This is a genomic window from Gottfriedia sp. NPDC057948, assembly GCF_042887255.1.
Lineage (GTDB): Bacteria > Bacillota > Bacilli > Bacillales > Bacillaceae_G > Gottfriedia.
Genome location: NZ_JBHVPN010000004.1, coordinates 298,570 through 319,104, shown reverse-complemented (window position 1 = coordinate 319,104; position 20,535 = coordinate 298,570). Strand labels below are relative to the sequence as shown.

General features: G+C 32.4%; 22 protein-coding genes and 1 riboswitch. Of the genes, 2 read left to right on the top strand and 20 right to left on the bottom strand.

Annotated elements, in window-relative coordinates:
- Positions 1–6 precede the first annotated feature (6 nt).
- The 9 genes from ACFVRR_RS10160 to rluB form a co-directional block, all read right to left on the bottom strand.
- Entirely contained in the window at positions 7–792 is a 786-nt protein-coding gene (locus ACFVRR_RS10160; RefSeq protein ID WP_387327764.1) for an ABC transporter ATP-binding protein, read from the bottom strand.
- Complete coding sequence (locus tag ACFVRR_RS10155) at positions 789–1,841, bottom strand: FecCD family ABC transporter permease (RefSeq protein ID WP_387327762.1); 1,053 nt, start codon at positions 1,839–1,841, stop codon at positions 789–791. Before ACFVRR_RS10155 ends, ACFVRR_RS10160 begins: the two co-directional genes overlap by 4 nt.
- Positions 1,807–2,766 (bottom strand): ABC transporter substrate-binding protein, encoded by a 960-nt coding sequence (locus tag ACFVRR_RS10150; RefSeq protein ID WP_387327760.1) that lies wholly within the window; start codon positions 2,764–2,766, stop codon positions 1,807–1,809. The genes ACFVRR_RS10155 and ACFVRR_RS10150 overlap by 35 nt, the downstream gene beginning before the upstream one ends.
- A gap of 123 nt (positions 2,767–2,889) precedes the next feature.
- Positions 2,890–3,062, bottom strand: a riboswitch (cobalamin riboswitch).
- Positions 3,063–3,206: 144 nt separating this feature from the next.
- The gene (locus ACFVRR_RS10145) at positions 3,207–4,991 is read right to left on the bottom strand and encodes an ATP-binding protein (RefSeq protein ID WP_387327758.1); all 1,785 of its coding nucleotides are present in this window, start codon (positions 4,989–4,991) and stop codon (positions 3,207–3,209) included.
- Positions 4,991–5,710: a response regulator transcription factor gene (locus tag ACFVRR_RS10140; protein WP_025672290.1), complete on the bottom strand. Its 720-nt coding sequence runs from the start codon at positions 5,708–5,710 to the stop codon at positions 4,991–4,993. Before ACFVRR_RS10140 ends, ACFVRR_RS10145 begins: the two co-directional genes overlap by 1 nt.
- 235 nt (positions 5,711–5,945) lie before the next feature.
- A complete protein-coding gene (ccsB, locus tag ACFVRR_RS10135) occupies positions 5,946–7,112 on the bottom strand; it encodes a c-type cytochrome biogenesis protein CcsB (RefSeq protein ID WP_387327756.1) in 1,167 nt (388 codons plus the stop codon).
- A gap of 20 nt (positions 7,113–7,132) precedes the next feature.
- A complete protein-coding gene (resB, locus tag ACFVRR_RS10130) occupies positions 7,133–8,749 on the bottom strand; it encodes a cytochrome c biogenesis protein ResB (RefSeq protein WP_387327754.1) in 1,617 nt (538 codons plus the stop codon).
- 28 nt (positions 8,750–8,777) lie between these two features.
- Positions 8,778–9,305, bottom strand: coding sequence for a thiol-disulfide oxidoreductase ResA (gene resA, locus ACFVRR_RS10125; RefSeq protein ID WP_387327751.1), 528 nt, complete (start codon positions 9,303–9,305; stop codon positions 8,778–8,780).
- Between the two features lie 281 nt (positions 9,306–9,586).
- Positions 9,587–10,315, bottom strand: coding sequence for a 23S rRNA pseudouridine(2605) synthase RluB (gene rluB / locus ACFVRR_RS10120; RefSeq protein ID WP_387327748.1), 729 nt, complete (start codon positions 10,313–10,315; stop codon positions 9,587–9,589).
- 244 nt (positions 10,316–10,559) lie between these two features.
- Here rluB and ACFVRR_RS10115 point away from each other — a divergent pair, with 244 nt between their 5' ends.
- Together ACFVRR_RS10115 and ACFVRR_RS10110 are read left to right on the top strand one after the other, a co-directional pair.
- On the top strand, positions 10,560–10,838 hold the full coding sequence (locus ACFVRR_RS10115) for a hypothetical protein (protein WP_387327744.1): 279 nt from the start codon (positions 10,560–10,562) through the stop codon (positions 10,836–10,838).
- Positions 10,839–10,905: 67 nt separating this feature from the next.
- Positions 10,906–11,178, top strand: a complete 273-nt coding sequence (locus tag ACFVRR_RS10110) for a hypothetical protein (RefSeq protein ID WP_088010721.1) — start codon at positions 10,906–10,908, stop codon at positions 11,176–11,178.
- A 402-nt stretch (positions 11,179–11,580) separates the two neighbouring features.
- Here ACFVRR_RS10110 and ACFVRR_RS10105 read toward each other — a convergent pair whose 3' ends face one another.
- The 11 genes from ACFVRR_RS10105 to ACFVRR_RS10055 form a co-directional block, all read right to left on the bottom strand.
- A complete protein-coding gene (locus ACFVRR_RS10105; RefSeq protein ID WP_056466815.1) occupies positions 11,581–12,054 on the bottom strand; it encodes an S-ribosylhomocysteine lyase in 474 nt (157 codons plus the stop codon).
- Positions 12,055–12,082: 28 nt separating this feature from the next.
- Positions 12,083–12,724, bottom strand: a complete 642-nt coding sequence (locus ACFVRR_RS10100) for a class I SAM-dependent DNA methyltransferase (protein ID WP_387327741.1) — start codon at positions 12,722–12,724, stop codon at positions 12,083–12,085.
- The gene (locus ACFVRR_RS10095) at positions 12,725–13,879 is read right to left on the bottom strand and encodes a bifunctional cystathionine gamma-lyase/homocysteine desulfhydrase (RefSeq protein ID WP_097977999.1); all 1,155 of its coding nucleotides are present in this window, start codon (positions 13,877–13,879) and stop codon (positions 12,725–12,727) included.
- A 3-nt stretch (positions 13,880–13,882) separates the two neighbouring features.
- Entirely contained in the window at positions 13,883–14,803 is a 921-nt protein-coding gene (locus ACFVRR_RS10090; RefSeq protein WP_387327738.1) for a PLP-dependent cysteine synthase family protein, read from the bottom strand.
- A gap of 189 nt (positions 14,804–14,992) precedes the next feature.
- Entirely contained in the window at positions 14,993–15,523 is a 531-nt protein-coding gene (locus tag ACFVRR_RS10085) for a spore maturation protein (RefSeq protein ID WP_056466828.1), read from the bottom strand.
- Complete coding sequence (locus ACFVRR_RS10080) at positions 15,524–16,117, bottom strand: nucleoside recognition domain-containing protein (protein ID WP_069031825.1); 594 nt, start codon at positions 16,115–16,117, stop codon at positions 15,524–15,526.
- On the bottom strand, positions 16,110–17,255 hold the full coding sequence (locus ACFVRR_RS10075) for a serine hydrolase (protein ID WP_387327734.1): 1,146 nt from the start codon (positions 17,253–17,255) through the stop codon (positions 16,110–16,112). Before ACFVRR_RS10075 ends, ACFVRR_RS10080 begins: the two co-directional genes overlap by 8 nt.
- A gap of 145 nt (positions 17,256–17,400) precedes the next feature.
- Entirely contained in the window at positions 17,401–18,324 is a 924-nt protein-coding gene (locus ACFVRR_RS10070; RefSeq protein ID WP_387327731.1) for a superoxide dismutase, read from the bottom strand.
- Positions 18,325–18,470: 146 nt separating this feature from the next.
- The gene (locus ACFVRR_RS10065; protein ID WP_387327728.1) at positions 18,471–19,457 is read right to left on the bottom strand and encodes an aromatic acid exporter family protein; all 987 of its coding nucleotides are present in this window, start codon (positions 19,455–19,457) and stop codon (positions 18,471–18,473) included.
- 167 nt (positions 19,458–19,624) lie between these two features.
- The gene (locus ACFVRR_RS10060; protein ID WP_069031822.1) at positions 19,625–20,119 is read right to left on the bottom strand and encodes a DUF3907 family protein; all 495 of its coding nucleotides are present in this window, start codon (positions 20,117–20,119) and stop codon (positions 19,625–19,627) included.
- 18 nt (positions 20,120–20,137) lie between these two features.
- The gene (locus tag ACFVRR_RS10055; protein WP_387327725.1) at positions 20,138–20,533 is read right to left on the bottom strand and encodes a hypothetical protein; all 396 of its coding nucleotides are present in this window, start codon (positions 20,531–20,533) and stop codon (positions 20,138–20,140) included.
- Positions 20,534–20,535 lie beyond the last annotated feature (2 nt).

Sequence of the window (20,535 nt, the reverse complement as noted above, 5' to 3'; positions counted from 1 at the left end):
TTTAATTTACAATACATTACTTTTATAAATAATGACTTTTTTATTTGTTTCGGGATTATCTAAAATTTGAAAAGATGTGTCATATAAACCTTTTAATAAATCTTCACTTAAAACTAAGTCTGTTTTTCCTTCGATATAAATTTTTCCGTCCTTTAATCCTATTAATCGATCACAGTAAAGACTTGCTAAATTCAAGTCATGAAAAACAGTTACGATCGTTTTATTCTCATGTTTTTGTAATTCCTTTAAAACATCTAAAATTTTAATTGTATGCATTAAATCTAAATGGTTACTTGGTTCGTCTAAAAAAATATATGGTGTTTCCTGAGCAAAGCATTGAGCAAGAAATACTCTTTGACGCTCACCACCACTAATTTCATTTATGAGGCTTTTTTCCATCTTCTTAGTACCAGTCATCATCATTGCATTATTGACTGCAGTTTCATCGATTGTGGACCAGCTAGGAAAAAAGGAAGACGAATGAGCAAGACGTCCAAGTTTAACTGTTTCTTTTACCTCATAAGAATATGTATAGGAATTTTGTTGTGATAAAACAGCAATCTTTTTTGCTATTTGTTTATTAGACATACTAGATACAAATTCTCCATCTAACATGACATTTCCTTTAGACGGTTTAAAAAGTCCACTAAGAATATTTAAAAACGTTGACTTTCCACTCCCATTTGGACCAATAATTCCTAGCCATTCTCCTTGATTAATAGAATAAGACAGTTCATCCAAATCAGTATGAATTCCATCATATGAATATGAGATATCTTGACATTTAATCATACTTTTCCCCTATTTCTTTTCAAAGATAGTAAAATTAATGCAAATATTGGAGCACCAATTAATGAAGTAATTACCCCGATTGGTAACTCTCTTGGGGCTAATACAACTCTTGATAATATGTCCGACCCGATTAAAAATATTGCGCCATTGATCATTGATAATGGAAGTAATTTTTTATGTAATGGCCCTACCAAAGTTCTAGTAAAATGCGGAACAACTAATCCCACAAATCCAATTGTTCCAGAAACAGCTACTGCTGCACCAGACAAAATACTACCAGTTAACAAAATTAAATAAGTGGATTTTTTTACATCAATTCCGATATGTTTTGCATTTGTGCTACCAAATGTCATCGCATCTAGCTGCCTATTTTGACTAAATAAAATTAAGAATGAAATGATTAAAAACGGTAATAAACTAAGAGAGTACTGAATGCCCCTCCCACCGATATTACCCATTAACCAGCCAATTACTGTACGTAATTCATTATTTGAAAACGTTATAAATAATGATAATAATGCAGAACAAAACGAACTTATTATAATGCCACCTAGTATGATTGTCTCTACATTAAGAGATGGATCTAGTTTTCGAACAAATAGTAATAATAAGATGAGTGTTCCAAATCCAAATAATATACTAACAACTGGCAAAGTAAAATAAGTTACAAAAGGTAAGCTTATTTGAAAAAATAAAACAACCACCGCTCCTACAGAGGCACCTGAAGAGACACCTAATGTAAAAGGATCAGCTAATGGATTTTTAAGTATTCCTTGAAATGCAACACCTGCCAACGAAAGGCTAGCACCGACTAATCCAGCTAACATTACCCTTGGCACTCGTATATTCATGACAATTGTTTGAATATCAGCTGGAACATAATCAGTTTTAAATAGAGCATCTGAAAAGCTAGAAATAATAGAAGAAAAGGGAATCGATGTAGACCCAATCGAAACCCCTAAAATAAATAAAAAAATTAATAAGATAATTGGAATTAAAAAGATTAAATATGTATTATTTATAAAGCTCTGGGTAAACCGCCTTTGCAATTGCTTCGACTCCCTCTGCAAGTCTTGGACCAGGTCTAGATGTTGTATCTGAATTAACATCATATACACGGTGATTTTTAATTGCGTTTACTGTTTGCCAGTTTTTTCTAGCCATTACAGTTTTTTCTAAATTTGGAACATAATATCCATAAGTAGTTAAAATCACATCAGGATTCGCTTTAATAGCTGATTCCTCACTATACTTAACCCAACCTTTTTCACTTTCAGCAACGTTTTTAGCATGAACAATCGAAAGCATTTCATCTAAGAACGTACCTTTACCTGCTGTATATATTTCTGGTGGTCCTGATATTTCAAGCCAAACCTTTGGATTTGTATTTGCTTTAGCTGTTTTTTTGCTAATTTCATCTAATTTTGTTTTCATACCAGTTACTACTTTTTTCGATTGCTCAGTTTTTCCCGTTATTTCTCCAACTTGTTGAATTGTATCATACACGTCTTTAATAGTTGCAGCATTTTTTACAACAAAAACATTGATCCCCGCTTGTTTGATCTGTTCTAAACCGTCAGCAGAAATTCCTAAACTTGATTCATGCGCTAAAACTAAATCTGGCTTTAATGAAATAATTTTTTCAACATTATAAGTCATATCGGCATTATTTCCGCCAACTTTATCAATTGATTTTACTTCTTTTGGATAATTGTCAAAATCCGTTACCCCTACTACATCCTTGCCATCACCAATAGAAAACAAGATTTCAGTATTACTTGGAATAAGTGATACGATTCTTTTAGGTGCCTCTTTAAAGCTAACTTCTTTGTTCGTTGCATCTTTTACAGTCATTGGAAAAGTTGCTTGTTCACTCTTACTTACATTCGATTTTTTTTGTGTCGTATCATTATTACAACCAAATAATCCTAAACACAATAACATAATGATAAAACTTGATAAAAACTTCTTCATTTAAATCCTCCTAATATTTTGGAAAGCATAAAAAAAACCCATTCATTTTGAACGGGGCTGAAACAACATATAAATACAAGAATTCTTGCAACTGCTGCTTCAAATTCTTACTCCCCGAAGAATTGAACAAGGATGAATTTAGCAGGTCTACTGACTTTGTTTCAACCTACTCCGACCTTCCCATTCTTAAAGAACAGTGGCTATTCGTTTCGTCCACATTACAGTTGCGGGGACAGTTCTGGATTATACCAGATTCCCTTTTAAGCAATACTTGCACTAAACTCATCAATATTTCATTAATTCAATCGTAAGATAAATTTGGTAAGAATTCAATTATTTTCTTTATATGTTTATTATTTTACTTATTTTTTTGTTTTTTGCGTGTTTAGCAGTGATATCTTCTGTAAACTTAAAAGTAATATGTTTTATATGAAACAAGATTACTCTACATCTTTTTCGTTCATTCGTAAATTATGCGGTATTTTAACTTTAAATGTCGTTCCCTGTCCTACTTCACTATAGACCTGAATCGATCCACCATGTGCTGTTACAATATTTTTAACGATTGATAAACCTAAACCCGTGCCACTTCTACCTCTTGTACGAGCTTTATCCGCTTTATAAAAACGTTCAAATACAAAAGGTAAATCTTCTTTTGAAATCCCTGCACCTGAATCAATAAAATTAAATGTAGTTGATCTTTCATTTTGATTTACTGAAACAATTATTCTTCCATTTTCATTTGTATGTCTTATTGCATTATCAATTAAATTTGTAAAAACCTGTTCCATCCGATCCTCATCTATGTAGATATTTAAATGCGGAATGTTGTCGATTTCTCCAAATAGTTTAATATTTTTTTCCTTTGATAAACCTTTAAACTTGCGTAAAATCCGATCTACAAATTGTACTAGAGGAACGAAGTCTCTATTTAGTTCAGTAAATCCGTTCTCCATTCTTGCTAAATCTAACAAATCATTTACTAATCGACCCATTCTAAGTGACTCATCATAGATGATTTGTGACAATTCTTGCATCTCTTCCTTGGATTCTGCTACACCATCAACAATCGCTTCGCTATAACCTTGTAATAAGGAAATAGGCGTTCGAAGTTCATGAGAAACATGCGCTATAAAATCTTTTCTCATCTTTTCTAAACGTCTTTGTTCTGTAACATCCCGAATCACCGCTACAACGCCTCTTATATTTGTTTGATTATAAAGAGGCGACATTAAAACTTGCCAATTGCCTTGATCGAAATTTAGTTCTATAAATTGCTTTTTCTCACTTTCGACAACTAATACAAATAAATCTAATAGTTCCTTCGTTAAAACAAGTGAAGAAGGTTCTTCAAATTGATCATCATTAAGCATTTTCAAAAAACGTTCAGCTGGTGGATTCGATGTCACGATTTGACCTTCTTTATCAATCGAAATTACACCATCTACCATACTTGTAATAATATTAGAAACTTTCTCCTTCTCTTGTTTTAATGCATTCATATTAAAATTTAATTGTTTACTCATCTTGTTAAATGAATACGCAAGTTCTCCAATTTCATCACTTGAATGGATTGGTACTTTCACATTAAAATTCCCTGAAGTCATACTACTTACAACTTCTTTCATCTTTCTAAGAGGAGCTGTAATTTTAGAAGAAAGAAAAAATGAGAAAAATGTTGTTAATACGATCCCAATCGATGCCGCGAGCAAGACAAAATTAGTCGTTTGGTGAATCATCACTTTTACAGGTTGTAATGTTTGGTATATAAATACAGCTCCATTTTTTGAGTTTGTATGTAATGGAGCACCTACAACTAATTTTTCTCTCTCACTATTTTCACCATAAACAAGTCTTTTACTGACCTCTTTATGATCAGTTAACGTTTTATTTAAGATTTCATCATTTTTAATTTCTTTAAATGGTAGCTCCTGTATTCCATATGTATTATTTGAATACCATGGCTCTTGACCGTCAATAGAAATGATTACTCTTGAATATCTACTAACAATATTATTTGATAAATACTCAATATCGGAGAGTGGTTGACCATTTTCTATTAACTGTGCAATTTTTGTGGCATCATCCTTCATATTTTGTACTTGAAGGTCAATATAAAATTTTTCAAAAAATCCTATTAAGACAAAGGTCAAGAATGATAATACAAGAGAGACTAGTAAGATAATTGTCAGCCAAAGCTTTCCAACTAAACTTCTTACGATCATTACTCCTGACCTACTTCAAATTTATAACCGACACCCCAAACAGTGACGATCATTTTCGCAGCATCCTCAGAGCTTTTACTCAGTTTTTCTCGGAGACGTTTAACATGTGTGTCTACTGTACGTAAATCTCCGAAAAAATCATATTGCCAAACTGATTTTAATAATGTTTCACGATCAAATACTTTGTCAGGTGCCTTAGCTAAAAACAACAGTAGTTCGTATTCTTTTGGCGTTAAACTGATCTCTTCCCCTTCAACAATTACTTTATGCGCGTCATTATCAATCGTTAGATGCGGAAACACAACGATATCCTTCGCTGAAGAATTGTCTGAAGTAAATACTGGTACAGGGGAAGAACGTCTTAATAGAGCTTTAACTCGAAGAACGACTTCACGCGGACTAAATGGTTTTACGATATAATCATCTGTCCCTACTTCAAAACCTTGAACACGGTTTGTTTCTTCCCCTTTTGCCGTTAACATGATCACAGGAGTTGTTTTTGTTTTTCGTAATTCCCTACAAACTTCAATTCCATCAATTTTAGGCATCATCAAATCTAATACGATTAAGGAATATTCATTCTTCAATGCTAAATTTAAAGCATCCTCGCCGTTTTCAGCCTCATCAATACTATAACCATCACGTTCCAAATACATTTTTAATAATCGTCTAATACGATCTTCATCATCTGCTATTAATATTTTTATATTTTGATCCATAATTTCGACCCCCTCTTCATAATTCTACATAATAAAAATTGTATATTCTAGTATAATTTGTGAACATTTTTACATAATTCTTAGAAATTATTATTTCCATAAAATAGTGAAAAAAAACTAGGAAGTATGTGTACCATTTCTAGTGAACCAAATTTTAATTCATGTAGATCGAAAATATAAATTAGAAAAAAAGCCCTATAAAGGAAAGTTTATCCTTTACAGGGCTTTTTATTAATTACGCATAAGAGTGTAAGCCTGCAATGATTAAGTTAACAGCAATTAAGTTAAACATAATAATCGCAAATCCTAGTACGGCTAACCAAGCAGACTTTTCACCTTGCCAATTTCGTTTGAAACGCAGATGTAAGAATACTGCATAGAATAACCATGTTATTAATGCCCAATCTTCTTTTGGGTCCCAGCTCCAAAACTTTGTCCAAGCAATTTGAGCCCAAATCATAGCAAAGATTAGTCCGCCAAGTGTAAATACCGGAAAGCCAATTGCTACAGCACGGTATCCGATTTCATCTAATAATTCACTATCTACTTTTTGTACAAAAGGCTGTAAAAATGCACCAATTCGTTTTCTTAAAATTAAACGGATGATTGCATATAAAGCTGCTCCGGCAAAAACTGACCAAATTACAGTGTTCAATTTTTTAGCATTAACCATAGCTGGCATTTCAGCAAGGGCTTCAAATCGATCTTTTGTAGTCAATTCACCTTTATGTGGACCAACAAGTGATGGAAGATTATAGACCATTTCTTCTTGTACTTTATCTTTATTAATCCAATTATATTTTGCTTCGTATCCAGATGCAGTAAATGCTGTTGAAATAACAACGAAACCAACAACAGTTACTAAGAAATATAAAACTGCTTCTAGCCAAAATGTTTTCTTTGTTGATACTTTTTGATCAATATTTTTAATTAAATAAATTAGTCCTGTTATAAAACTAATTGCTAAAATAGCTTCCCCTAAAGCTGCTGTCGTTACATGGATATGTAACCAGTAGCTTTTTAAAGATGGAACTAATGGTTTGATTTCATGTGGAAATACTGATGCATAAGCAATGATGATTATTGACAATGGTAATGCGAATAATCCAATTATATTTAAACGATACATAAAATAAATCATGATAAACGCAAAAATTAACATCATGCCAAAGAATGTAATAAATTCAAATAGATTACTTACAGGTGCATGCCCAGCTGCAATCCATCTTAAAATAAAATAAGTAATTTGAGACAAGAATCCAATTAATGTAACTGTAATTCCAATTGTACCCCATCTATTTGGACCATTATCATTTGTTTTCAAAGAGCCACCAAAAAAGAAAGTAGCTACAATATAACAAATAAACGCGATAAATAAAAAATTACTACTTAGCTCGTACATATTTTCCCCCTAGTTAAACACTATTCATTAGCTTGTTGATCAATCGGCAATTCTATTTTTGTGTCTTTAAACACTTTCTTTAATTCCATCTTTAAACCATAATAGTTTTTATTTGTAAATGCCGCAACCCAAACTTCCCCATCTTGATTTTGGATCCAAACACGTCGGTGATACCAATACATCCCTTGAATTACACCGATCATAAAGATTGCTCCTCCAAGTCCAAGTAACCAAAGAGTTAAATCTTTACGTACTGTTAAACCTGTTGAATCTTTTGTTTCAATACCTGCAAATGACATTTTATATTTGTTTTCACCATTTGGTTCAATATTTTGTTTGATCGCAACGAATGCTACTTCACCTTTTGGTGTTTTTGGAGTAGTCATTTTAAATACAAACGCTGGATTGTTCGGTTTTCTCGTTTTTGTATCAGGTTGACCATCAGAGTTAAAATAGAAATCAGGAAAATAATTTTTAAGTTCTACTTTATATCCATTTTTCAAGTCATATACTTCTTTAGGATTTTGTAAATCTACTGTTATTGGCCCTAATTTTTCACCTGTTTGTTTATTTTGTAATGTAAATAAAAATGCACTAAATTCACCAATTCGATAATCTACTTGATATAGAGCGAAGTTTTGGAACTTTAGAGGTTCATTAACTTTAATACTATAATCTTTTACTTTTTTAAGTTTTGGATCTTCTCCTGGTATTAAATTTCCTTCGCGTTTATACAACGTCACATCAGCTTGATAGTTTTTAGGAATCTTATCATTTCCAAAGCGCTCAATCGCTTTTTTATAAACTTTACCCTCTTTATCTTTATCATACGTTTCCATATGGAAATCATTTAATTTAATATAATAGTTTTGGTTTGTACCTACGACAGGTTTTAATTCGCCTTCTTGAACCCAAAGAGCTTTATCCATATACATACCTGGTACATATCTCATCATTACCCCAATAAGGAACATAATTAACCCTATATGGTTTACATATGGACCCCAACGAGAGAAACGTCCTTTTTCCGCTAAGATATTGCCGTTTTCTTCACGAATTTTATAACCTCTTTTACGCAAGTTAACTTTAGCTTTTTCTATTTCGTCTGGAATCTGTTCAACTCTACTAATTCCAAACATTTTTTGTCTTTTTAAAAAGTTTGGATGTCTAGTAACAGTTTGTTTGTTTAGAGCTTTATAGAGTGGTAAAATTCGATCTAAACTACAGATTACTAGTGATATCCCAATCGATGCAACAAGTAACATGAACCACCAAGAGTTAAACGTATTATCCAAACCAATTGCATCGTATATTTTACCAAAGATTCCATATTCATCTTGATAATACGTTGCAGGATTCGCAGTAGGCGGTAGTAACTCTCTTTGCGGAAAAATAGTACCTAATGCTGATGCTACTAGCGTAATTAGAATGATTACAACAGCTACTTTTACAGATGAAAAAAACGTCCATATTTTATCTATATAAGTTTGATTATTAACGATTGATCTTCTAGCAGTCCCTTCATAGCGCATATCAAGTAATTCGGTTGCTTTTTCATCTTGAGGTTTACCACATGACTCACATATTATAGTACCTACATGATTAAGATGACCACATTCACATTTAAAAGTCTCCATTTTATTTCCCCTTACTAATGTACACTCATCATTTTGGTAATATTTCTTTAATATAACTTTCAAAAGAATTCGGTGTCATTTGACCAGTTACGATTCTCTTTATTGTCCCATCCGGACTTACAAAAAACGTAGTTGGTAAAGGGTTAACACCATATATATTTAAAACCTCTTGATCTTTATCTATTCCGACTGGAAAATTAAGTTTATAATCGCTTACAAATCTTTTTACTGAAAATTTCGATTCATCTGCGTTCATTGCAAGTAACTCGATCCCTTTTCCTTTATATTTCGAATAGATTTCATTCATAAAAGGCATTTCTCGCTTACATGGCTCACACCAAGTACCCCAAAAATTAACAATTACGCCTTTTCCTTTTTCACCTGAAAGAGTATAGCTTTTACCAGTATTCAGCTCCGTCATAGCAAAGTTTGGTGCTTTACTTCCTTTAGTAATAACTTCATCTTTCTTAAAAAAATTTATGTAAAAAGTATAACCAATTGCACAAACCAAAACTAATAAGATAATTGTTCGAATTAACGTTCTATTTTTCTTCATATATACAGTTCCTCCCATATGATAGAATATCATTATTTCCTATTCTTGAATAGAAATTTGATACGTTTCAAAAAAGACTAAATTTTCAATCTTTTATCCAAAAATATTCAATGTTTCAAGCAAAGAAAAAACTCGGTATTTACCGAGTCGTAGTGGAAATAATAGGGTATCAGACTGAATTAAAACACAGTTTCTAAAAATGTTAACCGGATTATAAATAAGTACGATTAATAAGTAGGGTAACTAAATAAGAAAACAGTGATCAATAGTCTGACTTATCATTAGCGTGGCTTTGCTGTAGCCATTGCTCTTAGTTTTTTCACTTCATGAGGTGATAGTTCTCTTGCATCACCAGGAGTTAATCCAGTCAAATCTAAAAACGCATATCGTTCACGTTTTAACTTCATAACAGGTGTACCAATCGCCTCAAGCATTCTCTTAACTTGACGGTTTCTACCTTCATGAATGATCAGTCTTATAATTGCAGTATTTTTGCCTTTATCAAGTGAAATCATTTTAACTTGAGCTGGGGCAGTTTTCCCATCCTCAAGTACAATTCCTCTTTCTAATTTGCGTAACTGCTCTTTAGTTGGAATCCCTTTTACTTTTGCAATATATTCTTTATCTATTTCATATTTTGGATGTTGAAGTAGATTTGAAAATTCTCCATCATTTGTTAATAGAATGATACCTGATGTATCAAAATCCAATCTACCAATTGGATAAATACGTTGTTTAATCATTGGAAAAAAGTCCGTTACAACTTTTCTATCTTTATCATCTGAAACACTTGAAATCACACCTGATGGTTTATATAAAAGGAAGTAAACTGGTTCCTCTTTATCAATCGGAATCTCTCCCACTTCAACACGATCGTTACCACTTACTTTTACACCTAACTCAGTAACAACCTGACCATTTACCTTCACTTTTCCTTCTTTAATTAACTCTTCTGCTTTACGACGAGAAGCAATTCCCGCTCTAGCAATAACTTTTTGTAATCTTTCCATTCGATCATTTCACCTCTTCAACCATCATACAGATTTATACAATTGAAAACAAGTGGCAGCTACAAGGTTTTTTGTGAATAAAGTGCGTTAAACACCAAATCTAAACCATAATTTCATTTTTCAAGTCGTGCCCCATCATCATTCTTCGCCTTAATCCCTTGTTCCTTTATTCATTCTCTCAATATCATATTTTCTGGAAATCTATCATATAATTTACTAGATTTGCAGAAATGAGGTAATAGATATGAATTTAACTTTAAAACACTCCTCAGCCTTTGACCGTTCTAAAATTATTACGCCAGGTAGTGTGCTTATTACTAAAAAGAATGAAACAATCTATCTGCTTGTTTATGAAGAAAATGAAGACGATTTTCCATATGTACTTGTCTCATTATCCGATGCAAGACTAGTCCAAAATTATGACATTATGCCAACCCTAGGAGATATTGAAGATTGGATTGGTGAAGTCACAATGGTAACTCAAAAAAACAAACTATCTATTACAATTCAAGCAAATTACTAGTTTGCTGTTTAATCTATTAAAAACCCGTCAATAATATAATAAGTAAAATGAAAAAGGAGCTTACTATATGAATTATTCTTTTAATCCAGCAGTAAAATATAATTCAGTTGGTTCGTTTAAATTAGGCGATGTATTTTTCACTTCCGATAAACCTTCAAAAGCATACAAATTAATCTATGACTCTACAGAAACAAACTTCCCTTATATTTTATTATGCTTAGATGATGCCATTTCGATTCAAAGCTTTGATGATATTCCAACAATTGAAGATATTGAAGAGAATATTGGAGAAATTAAATTCACCGTTCCAAAAGAGAAATTACTTCTTGTGATCAATTAAAAATAAACGTCATAAATCAGTTAATCAAAAACGCCATCAAAATTAGGATGACGTTTTTTCATTTTTTTGAAAAACTCTCCTGCATGAGTTTTATTACTACGGGATGCACAATTTCATTTGGGCGAGATACCTGTTTATCTTTTTTAATTGATATTATTTTGATTTGTTCATTTCACCATTCAATTTACTATTAATCATCGAGATTCTTGCTGGTTTCACTCAAATTTATTAATGATTCGTGATCTTATTTGCAGTTCACGTTATTTTAATTGCAGTTTTGACTTTTTTATTTGCTGATCCGCCATTTTTTATTGCAGGATGAGCTTTTTTATTTGCACTCTACAATTTTCTTTATTCCAACAATATAAAAAACGTCATCCATTAAGATGACGTTTTTCACGATTAAGCAAATACGCTTTCCAACGTTTCGTCTGTTTGTTCGCTCCAATATTTCAACCATTTTTTTGCGCCTTCAAGGTCATGAAGTTTTGCTTGGCCGCATTGAAGCTCATTTGCAGCAGGTACTTCTTCAACTTGTTGTCCTAGTTCAGCTGTTTTACGTAATAATGTAATTACTTCTGAAATTGAAGGTGTACCAGCAATGATTAAATAAAATCCTGTCTGGCATCCCATTGGTGATAAATCAATAATTTTAAAAGGGTCACCCGCAGGTACTGCTTCACGAACGTTTAAAGCTAATAAATGTTCTAAAGTGTGAATTGTATCTGGCTTCATTGCTTGCTTATTTGGCTGGCAGAAACGTATATCATATTTTGTAACGACTCCGTCTGTACCAACTGCATGAGTACCGCAGTGTCTAACGTAAGGAGCAACAACTTTTGTGTGATCTAATTCAAAACTTTCAACTGATGGCATATTTTATTTCCTCCTAAATTACATCTCTCTATTTTTTTGTAGCCTCAACGATCCATACAAAATCATTATATTGTTCGAATTTTACATCAAATCCATTTTTTTCAAAATGTGAACGAACAACTGGAATTAATGGATAATATTCTCTAATTAAATCATCTCTTAGATTGATATAATTTGCATTTTCTGCTTTTGTAATTTCATTCTTATAATCGTTTTCTGTTAGAAACATTGTATCCGCAAATACGATTTTCCCATTTGAGTTCAATAATGAGCTATATATTTTAATAGCTTCATATTTTTCTTGATCAGTTAAATGATGAAAAACGTATGAACTTACAATTGTATCGATCCCGACCTGTGGTTTAGGAAAATCAATTAAATCTCCATCGTGAATCGTAATATTCTCGCCTAATTTCTTTGAGGCAATAATTCTCATCTCAGGAGATGGTTCGATAGGAAATACAGTTTTTCCTTTATCAAGAAGTAACTTTGTTAAATTCCCTGTACCAATACCAAATTCAAGGACGCTGTTTCCACTTCTATTAACAATTTCATTCAGTATTTCATCATAACGTCGAAATGCTTCTTTATATTCTGGGTCATGGCCTTCAACAAAAGAATCGTAACTTTCTGCCCAACCTGTAAAAACATCTAAAAACTCTCTACCCATTTATCTCACCTTTGATGTTTGAAATATTAATGCTTGTTCTAGGTCTTCAATTAAATCTTCTAGATCTTCTAGACCAACTGATAATCGAATTAATTCATCAGAAATTCCTGATGCAATTCGTTTTTCCCTTGGTATTGAAGCATGCGTCATTTTTGACGGGATACCTACAAGACTTTCAACTGCGCCTAAACTTTCAGCTAATGTAAACCACTTTAATTTACCTACAAATTCTTCCGGATCTAATCCTTCTTTTAATTCAAAAGATAACATGCCACCAAATCCACTGCTTTGTTGTTTTGCTAATTCATGATTTGGATGTGTGGATAATCCAGGATAGAATACTTTATTTACATTTGGATGGTTCGATAAGAACGTCACAATTTCATGCGTATTTCTTTCATGCTCTTCCATTCTTATTCCAAGTGTTTTAATACCACGTTGTAATAACCAACTATCGTTTGGTCCTAAAACTCCACCAATCGAGTTTTGATAAAACGCTAATTCTTCAGCTAACTCTTCTTTATTCGTTACAACAATTCCTGCTACTACGTCACTATGTCCTCCAAGGTACTTAGTTCCACTATGAACAACAATATCAGCACCTAGTGTAAGTGGTTGTTGCCAGTATGGAGTAGCAAAAGTATTATCTACAACCGTTAATAAGTCATATTCATTTGCAAGTTTTGCAATTGCTTTAATATCAGTAATTTTTAATAATGGATTACTAGGTGACTCAATAAAAATTGCTTTTGTATTTGGTGAAATAACATTTTCAACTAATGTAATATTACTTGTATCAACAAATGTGGCTGTTATACCTAAATTTGATAATACTCTTGTAAGTAATCGGTAAGTACCACCATAAACATCATCGCCGACTACGATATGGTCACCAGTCTTGAATAAACTAAACACAGTATGAATAGCTGCCATTCCAGACGCAAATGCAAAACCTGCAACACCGTGTTCAATATCTTTCATTAACTCTTCAAGAGCATGTCGTGTCGGATTGCCTGTTCTGGAATATTCAAATCCCCTATGTTTGCCAACAGCATCTTGTTTATACGTACTAGTTTGATAAATCGGAACACTAACCGCACCAGTTGCTTCATCTCTACTAATTCCCCCGTGTATTAACGCCGTCTTTTTCTTCATATTTTATCCCTCACTATATATGTTTTTACTTAAGTATCTTTCACTACTATCTGGGAAAATCGTTACGATTGTACTCCCTAGTTTTGCTTTTTTTGCTTCTAATAAACTTGCATATAACGCAGCTCCTGAGGAACTGCCAACTAAAAGTCCTTCTTTCGTTGCTAGTTCTTTTACTAAACGAAATGCATCTGAATCAAGTACTGTGTGAATATCATCAAATAAGTTTGTATCTACAAAGGCAGGAATGAATTCCATTCCAATTCCTTCAGTATCATGTGAACCTGGCTTTCCACCATTTAAGATTGATCCTTCTGGTTCAACAATAACTGTTTTTACATTTTGTAATTTATCTTTTAAATACTGAGCTGTTCCAGTAAAAGTTCCTCCACTACCAGCTCCAGCAACAAATACATCTATTTTTCCATCGAGTTGGTCAACTAACTCTGGACCTAATGTTTTGTAATAAGTTCTTGGATTTGCTTCATTACTAAATTGTGAAGGCACAAATGAATTCGGTATTTCTTTTGATAGTTCATTTGCTTTTTTAATTGCACCTGTCATTCCATCTTCTGTAGGGGTGTTCACAATTTTTGCTCCAAGTGCTTTCATTAACGTTTGTTTTTCAATACTGAATTTTTCAGGAACAACAAATATCACATTTACGTCATATTTTATAGCTGCTAGCGCTAAACCAATTCCTGTATTTCCGGCGGTTGGTTCAATTACTGTCCCACCTTTTTCTAATTTACCTTCATTAAGTGCACTTTCTAATAATTCCATTCCAAGTCGATCTTTTACACTTCCTCCTGGGTTACAGAATTCTAGTTTTGCAAATAGTCTTGTTCCTTTTGGTAAAGGGAATGTTGTAATTTCAAGCAATGGTGTTGATCCGATCAGCTCGTGTACTGATTTTACAACTTTCATAATTTCAAGCTCCTTTATGTCACAAAAAGGTTAGTTTCTTCCAATCCATTATATGCAACATGGGTAAAATTGAATGTTGTCTTAATACCAACTATTCTTAGTGGTATTATAAGATATTAATTTTAAATGCGCAATAAAAAAGTACTTTTATCCTAAAATAAAAGTACTTTTTTATTCGTATGGGTTTGGTTAAGAAAAGAACATCGTTACAAAAATGATTGAAAAAATAATACTGATTGCATCTGCGATTAATCCTACTTTTAATGCATCACCCATTTTACGAATACCTACCGCTCCAAAATACACCGTTAGAACATATAGCGTTGTATCTGTACTTCCTTGCATAGTTGAAGCTAGTCTTCCGATAAATGAATCCGGTCCATATGTTTTAATTAAATCCGATGTAATACCTAAAGCAGCCGAACCGGAAATAGGTCGAATAATTGCCAGCGGAAAAACTTCTGCAGGAATACCTAGTGAACTTAATAACGGGCGCATGAGTTCTACACAAAACTCTAGAGCACCTGAAGCTCTAAAGATCGAGATGGATACTAGCATACCTACTAAAAATGGGATTAATTGCACAGCAATTGTTACACCTTCTTTTCCACCTTCTACAAAAGATTCATACGTCGGTACCTTTTTCCAAGTTCCATGAATTAAAATGACAGCGATAATAAATGGAATGATATAAAGTGAGATCGTATTCATATATCCCATTTATTTTCTCCCCTTTCGATTTCGCCTACTTGCAAAAAAACTATTTACCGCGAGTCCCCCAATAAATGAAACGACCTGTGCAAGTATAGTAACACCTACTATTTCAGTCGGATTTGAAGAATGATAAGACATTCTAACTCCTATGACAGTTGTAGGAATTAACGTGATTGCACTTGTATTTAACGTTAAAAATGTAATCATGTCATCACTTGCTTCATTACTATTTCTATTTAAAACTTTTAGTTGTTCCATCGCTTTTATACCTAATGGAGTTGCTGCATTTCCTAATCCGAATAAATTGGCTACCATATTTGACATAATATAACCAAGTGCTGGATGGTCTTTAGGAATTCTCGGAAATAAGAATGCTAGAAATGGTTGAAATAATTTCGAAAGAATTTTTAATAATCCTGATTCTTCTGCAATTCGCATTAAACCTAACCAAAAAACTAGAACACTAACTAATCCAATAATAATGGTAATTGCTTGCTTTCCTCCATCAAATACTGCTTTATTTACTTCGTCCATCGTGCCATTAATCATCGCAAAAATAAAACCAATTATTGTAAGAGCAACCCAAATTATATTAACCATCTGAGTGCTCTCCCATTAAGTTTAATAAAACTTGTTTTCCATTTTGGATTATTTCTTTCGTAAATACTTTGACTTTACTATCACTATAAAAAATATTTCTAAATCCAATTTGTTCACCTTCTAATTCGATAATCGCTTTACCAACAATTGCATCATTAGCGATTTTTTTCTTAGTCGGCTTTTGCATTTCAATTGTGATTCTTACTTGATCTCGTTCTTTTTTATCTAATGGATAAGAGAAGTCATTTTTCATATAAACATGCCCTTTATATTTTTTATTTGTGACTTCCTTAATTCCACCTTTACTTAATACTTTCGTTAAAGGATAGTTACTGAAACCATATTCGAATAGCGACATATGATCTTGCCAATCTTGGCCATCATTTAGTGTTACAACAATTAAATCCATTCCATTTTTTGAAGCAGTTGAAACAAGCGTTCTTCTGGCTTTTTTAGTAAATCCAGTTTTTCCTCCAGTACTATACTTGTACATAAAAGTAAGCAACTTGTTTTTATTCTTCCAAACATAATCCCAAGATTCTGCCGTATTTGGGGCACGGTGTACTTTTGTACCTGCAATTTTTGCATATTTAGGATTTTCCATAGCGTATCTCGTTAATAACGCCATATCATAAGCAGATGAGTAATGCTCTTTGCCTTGTTGATCAAGGCCTGATGGATTGCTAAAATATGTATTACTCATTCCGATTTCTTTTGCTTTCTCGTTCATCATATAAACAAATCCTTCGATGCTACCTCCTACAGCCTCGGCAATTGCATTAGCCGCGTCATTCCCAGACCTAAGCATTAAACCATAAACCAAATCTTCCAGCTTAATTTTTTGTCCAGGTTTTAAATAAATGGATGATCCTTCTGTTTGAACTGCTCTTGAACTAATTGTTATCGTGTTTTGCATTTTACCGGACTCTACAGCAAGTATTGCAGTCATTATTTTTGTTATGCTTGCGATTCTTTCAGGGTCATGCATTGCTTTACCATATAAGATTCGTCCAGTTTTTTGATCCATCAAAACAGCATTTCTAGCACTAACTCCTCCAAATGCTTTAACATTATTCGTCGGAATCAGAATCCCGATTAAAAATAAGCCAATGATTCCTACTACTAGCCATTTTTTCATCTTTCGCATCAACTCCACAGTTAGTCCTAATTAGTACAAGTTTACGAATTACATTATAAAAAAATGACTTTTTTTAAGAAAAAAAGTGCTGAACTTGTTCAGATATACAACCTGAGCAATTCCAGCACCTACTATTTTTCGCAAATTAATAAAAGGGTTGCCATTTTAATTGACTAGCATAATCGTATCGATAATTTACATCTGGCCAATTAACGATGTTCCAAAAATTTGTAATGTATGCGTCTTTATCAAATTTATACTGTAAATAATAAGCGTGCTCCCAAACATCCAAAACTAGCAATGGTATTGTATCCCATTGAGTAAAGAATTGATGTTTTTCTGTTTGAAGGATCTCCAACCGATTCGCTCTTGGAACCCAAACTAAAATGGCCCAACCGACACCTTCCACTTTTTTAGCCGCTTGTGTAAAATGCTCTTTAAAATCTTCATAACTTCCGAAGTCATCTTCAATTTGTTTTAAAAGAGCTCCATGAGGTTGCCCTCCACCTGATTTACTTAAATTATTCCAAAATATAGTATGCAAATAATGACCCGACCCATGAAATGCAAGCTCTCTTTCCCAATGCTTTAATAAATCGTATTTCTTATTTTTTCTTGCCTTTTCTAATTCAATCTCAGCTTTATTTAAACCATCTACATAACTTTTATGGTGCTTATCATGATGAAGCATCATAATTTCTTTTGATATATATGGCTCGAGCGCATTATATGGATAGGGTAGTGGTGGAAGCTCATGCTTACCAATTCCAACCCTCTCTTCAACTTCGATTACCCGATACGCATAGCTATCATCATATTCCTCTTCATTTAAAATTGAAATTAATCGTTCTTGAATATCGTCCACATCCGTACTAATTTCATCTAAAAAGGAATTTTGATCTACATAATGACCTTTTGTCCCCATTCTGTTTAACAATAGTTTTACTTTATATTCTAATAGTTCTTTTTCTTGAATATGGTCAAATCTTTCAGACAGCAACTGTAATACATTCGCACACCAGATTTCTACCTCCTGAAAGTAAGTGACGAGTTCAGATTGATTTAACATCATACACCTCCATCAGAGAAAATAAATTTCTCTTCTACTTTCCATTGTATGATATTAAATTTATAGCTATTACCGGTAATCTCGTGTTTCACGCGATGAATTCGTATAATTAAGATATTAATTCCACATGTTCTTAAAATGAATGATTAGTTTAACTTCTCTAAAACAGTCTGATTTTCTGAGTAAAACTCCATTTTTAATGAAATGACTTTTTCCAATTCATAAACAATCATCATTAAACTAGCTCTAGTCTCAAACTCATCTCTTGATTCAGGTAATGGCATCTTTCTAAAGTCATTCATCATATGACTGAATTCCCCTAATAATTCAATCCCTGTAGATTTTTCTTTTAAGTAAACACCTGTGTCCTCAAAAAATTCAGCGACAATTTTTGAATGCGGATAATTTAACGCAACCTTTTTTAATAAAGGAATGATTTGATTCGATATGATTTCAAATTGACGTTCTCTCATTTCAAAATAATTAATATAATATAAGTTCGATTTTATAAAACTATTTTCAACTTGCCTATAAGCTAACGTTTTTGCCGTTTGTAAAAGTATTTTAGTTTCATCAATTAAATCATTTTGTGAATCTTCATCCTTACCCTTCATTTTTAAAGCGATCCCTAGCAGTAACATTTTAAAATTTTGCTCGATTTTCTTTTGAGATTCAATCATCTTCTTCTCAATACTCGGCATATATGTATTCATTATTAATGCAATTAAAATCCCAACTGCTAAAATTTCAACTTGATTAATTAAGAAAGATATTGATTTATTGTTACTCACATAGATTTGCAAAACAATCACAGAACTTGGAATAATTCCCTCTTGTAACTTTAATGTGACTAACAAGGGGATAGTTAAAAGAAAATAAATGACAACTGTTAATGGTGTATAGCTTAAAAATTCAAACATCATCCATCCAATTAACATGGCAATAACTGATGCAACAAATCTTTGAATTGCTACAATAAATGATCTACGTTTTGTATTTTGAATACTTAATAGTGTAACGACAGCCGCAGTACTGTAATTTTGTAAATGTAGGGCTTCTGCAATTAATAAGGATACACCACTTCCGATTGCTGTTTTGATGGTCCTTTGTCCAATTGAATACATTCGTTTCATTTTAAATCCTCTTCTCTTACAAAGAAATTTCTATAGTATTGTAACGCATATTAAATAAAAATTACTAGATATATCCATTTTTCCTAAGTTTTGTACAAAATGAAAAGACTAGAAAGTTTCTAGTCTTTTTCTCTTAACATTACTATTTACATTTTACTATTTTCTAATTACTGTTTGTATTGTTGCATAAGTTTTGTTGAATAATCTGTTTCATAATACTCAAGTTCTTCACGCATTTGTTGAAAAACTTTTTCTAATGAAGAGAATAGGTCTTGGACTGTACCTGGCACAGCTTTATAGAATGTAATTGCTTGATTACCAGTGTAAGCTGCACGACTATTTTCATACCATGCATCGTTTTTAGGAGAGAAGAATTCTGCGATACATCTGTGATAAATTTTATGTAAAGTATCTTCAGCTGTTGCTTTATGGAACTGTCCACTTAGAATTTTCTCACAAACTTCTTTAGCATCCTCACAATATACTGTAATTCTACGTAATGAAGAAAGTATTTTTTCTAAGTAGTTAAGATCCACTGCTTGGTTTTCATGTTGAAATGACGGTAAAGAATTCTTATTTAAAAACAAATTACACTCTAGACCAACAATCCCTAATTGATTACCAACAATCTTTAATTGATGCTCTACCATCTTATTCGACATTTTTTTCCCTCCGTTATATTAGATCGAAATTTCAATTTTATTTGAATTTTGTTTAATACTTCTCACATATCCTACCAATTTATCAAGATCAGCACCTTGTAGCTCTTTTACAAATTGATCTAATTCATTAATATATATTCGCTTTCTTCCACGATAATCAGGATTTTTAATAATTAGCGCAAGAGCCACTATATCACGGAAATCTACTGATTGATCGCCATTTTCATATAATCTAGCTGTTTTTAAATCACTTACTTCAGAAATTTGTTCTTCAAAAAAGCGAACATATAAAACAGAAGTTACAATTTTTTGGCCATTATATTCATATTCAACTTCAGAACGATTAAAAAAATCTTCCGAAGTATTTGGTTGAGCCTTTACTAATTCATACCCATGGCAATTATAAATTAACAATT